The sequence below is a fragment of the Pedobacter sp. 01T416_2 genome (genome assembly GCF_056398925.1).
On record NZ_JBFTQI010000903.1, the window covers coordinates 1 to 2,214 of the forward strand.

Here is a 2,214-nt window from a genome sequence, read left to right on the forward strand (position 1 = left end):
GGCTTTAATATCTGTATAAGATAATTGAAGCTTTGCAAAATCGATATCACTTTGACGCTGGCTAATTACATTGCTACTCACTGCCAACTGTGATTGTGTAGTACCAACTTGTTTAACCGCAGCATTATATTGATCTTGCGCTGCACGATATGCTGCCAGAGCAGATTGTCTGGCCGCTTCTGCAGATTCCTTACTCGCCTTAGCCTGATCGAAAGCTTGTTGTGTGATTGAACCATCTTTCACCAGGTTTTCGTAACGATTGTAATCTTTCTGCGCTAAATTTAATTTAACATTTGCAGCCTCAACATTTGATTTTGCAGCATCAACGTTTGCTTTTGCAGTACCAGTATTTGCCTGGGTAGCTACAATTTGCGATTCGGCAACACCAACTCCTGCACTTGCACCTTTCTGACCAGATTCTGCCTGCTCTAATTTAACTTTATAGTCTTTATCATCGAGCTTCACCAAAACCTGTCCTTCGGTTACATGTGTATTTTCTTCAAAATTAATCGCTGCAACATAACCGCCAACACGGGCAACAACAGGACTGATATCGCCATCAATCTGAGCATCATCCGTATCTACATGTTTGCTATAATAATTCCATTCCGTAATCCCGAAGATTACGCCTATTACTAGTAAAACACCTAAAATGATGGGTACTACTATGTTCTTTTTTTTCTTTTCAGTTGTCATTGCTGTATTTATTGCGTTATTTTTCCTGTTGATTTTAATAGGGTATAGTAAGCCAAACCTGCGTCTGCCTTAGCTATCTCTAAGTTTATTTTTGCCTGGTACAATAAGGTTTCAGCATCGATACGATCGGTAACCGAAGCCACATTGTTTTTATATTTAGATGCCAATAACTTATCGTTTTCTGTTGCTTGTGCAATTGAAGTTTCCAATACCTGGATTTTGTTCATCGCCACCTGGTAACCTTGAAAGTTTTTGTTGATATCTGTTTTTACCTGGTCAGACAAAATGTCTTTCTGAATGGTAATCGCACTTTGTTGAATTTTCGCTTCGCTTACCTTGTTCTTGTTTGTCCAAAGGTTGCCGAAATTCCAGGAAACCGTTGCGCCTAATGTAATGGGCATTAAATATTGGTTGGTTGGCGGGATAAAATTACCACTTGGATTAATGTAATATAAATTTGCACCAACACCAACGGTAGGCAATGTATTTGCCTTAATGGTTTTAATGTTAAAATCGGCAACTTGGTTCTGCACATCAAGTTGTTTTAACTCCTGGCGGTTAGCCATTGCTAAACCAATATATTCGTTTAAAGAACCCGCTCCTCTTAAACCTAAAGTAGGATCAATAATTTTCACCTCGGTATCTTCTGGTAAACCTAATAAGATATCCAGGTTATAATTGATCACTTTACGGTTGCTCTCAATATCCATTTGAGTTAGCGTAACATTTGCCTGTTGCAATTGGAAACGCAACACATCGTTTTTAGTTACAATACCTTGCTCGAAGAAACGCTGTGCCTGTTTAATCTGTGCGGCAATTGATTCTAAATTCTGATCAACCACTTTTCTGCTTTGCAATACTTTGTACAAAGCGTAATAGGTATTAATAACAGCATACGTAATTTCTTCTTTGCTTTTATCAGCATCTAAACGTGCAACATCGGCCAGTAATTTGGTCGATTCTTTAGCGTACCTTAATTTACCACCACCATATACCAATTCTTGTACTGCTGCTGTTCCCACAAAAGCATCGGCTCTTTTAGGCAAGTGGAAAGACGATTCGCTACCGGGTAATGTAAAGGTAGTAGTTGGTATTTCAGCGTGATTGTACATAAAACTTGCGTTTGCCGTAGGCAAAACATTGTCTTTTACAACCTCCAGCTGTGCAACAGCCTGATCGATCTTGTTTTGAGAAAGCTTTAAGTTTTTACTGTTGGCTATGCCAAGTTCTATTGCCTGGTTAATGTTTAATTCTTTTGAGCTCTGTGCAAATAAAGCTGCCGGAATTAATGACGCCGCAAGCATTAATCTTATTGATCTGGGTATCATTTTTTTGTTGTTAAATAAACTGTTGTTAGATTTTGTAAGTGAGCGACTGTCCGCTCTTTAATCATTTTTTTATCTTTCGGATTGTTCAAGTCGAAGTTGGAGCACGATATCACCTTATGGGGAGAGATAACAATGTTGGTTATGGTGCCCATAATAGTGGCGATTACCATACGAACGTCAACCTTGTTAA

Annotated in this window: 2 protein-coding genes and 1 pseudogene; all 3 read right to left on the minus strand. The window is 38.7% G+C overall.

All coding sequences use genetic code 11. The features are described 5' to 3' along the window. Positions 1-696 (minus strand): HlyD family secretion protein (locus AC1DPQ_RS25645; RefSeq protein ID WP_477611297.1); only part of this gene is annotated, 696 nt, incomplete at its 3' end. Between the two features lie 8 nt (positions 697-704). Continuing rightward, positions 705-2,024, minus strand: a complete 1,320-nt coding sequence (locus tag AC1DPQ_RS25650; protein ID WP_477611298.1) for a TolC family protein — start codon at positions 2,022-2,024, stop codon at positions 705-707. Continuing rightward, positions 2,021-2,214, minus strand: a pseudogene (locus AC1DPQ_RS25655) (TetR/AcrR family transcriptional regulator); the annotation flags it as partial. The pseudogene AC1DPQ_RS25655 and the gene AC1DPQ_RS25650, both read right to left, overlap by 4 nt.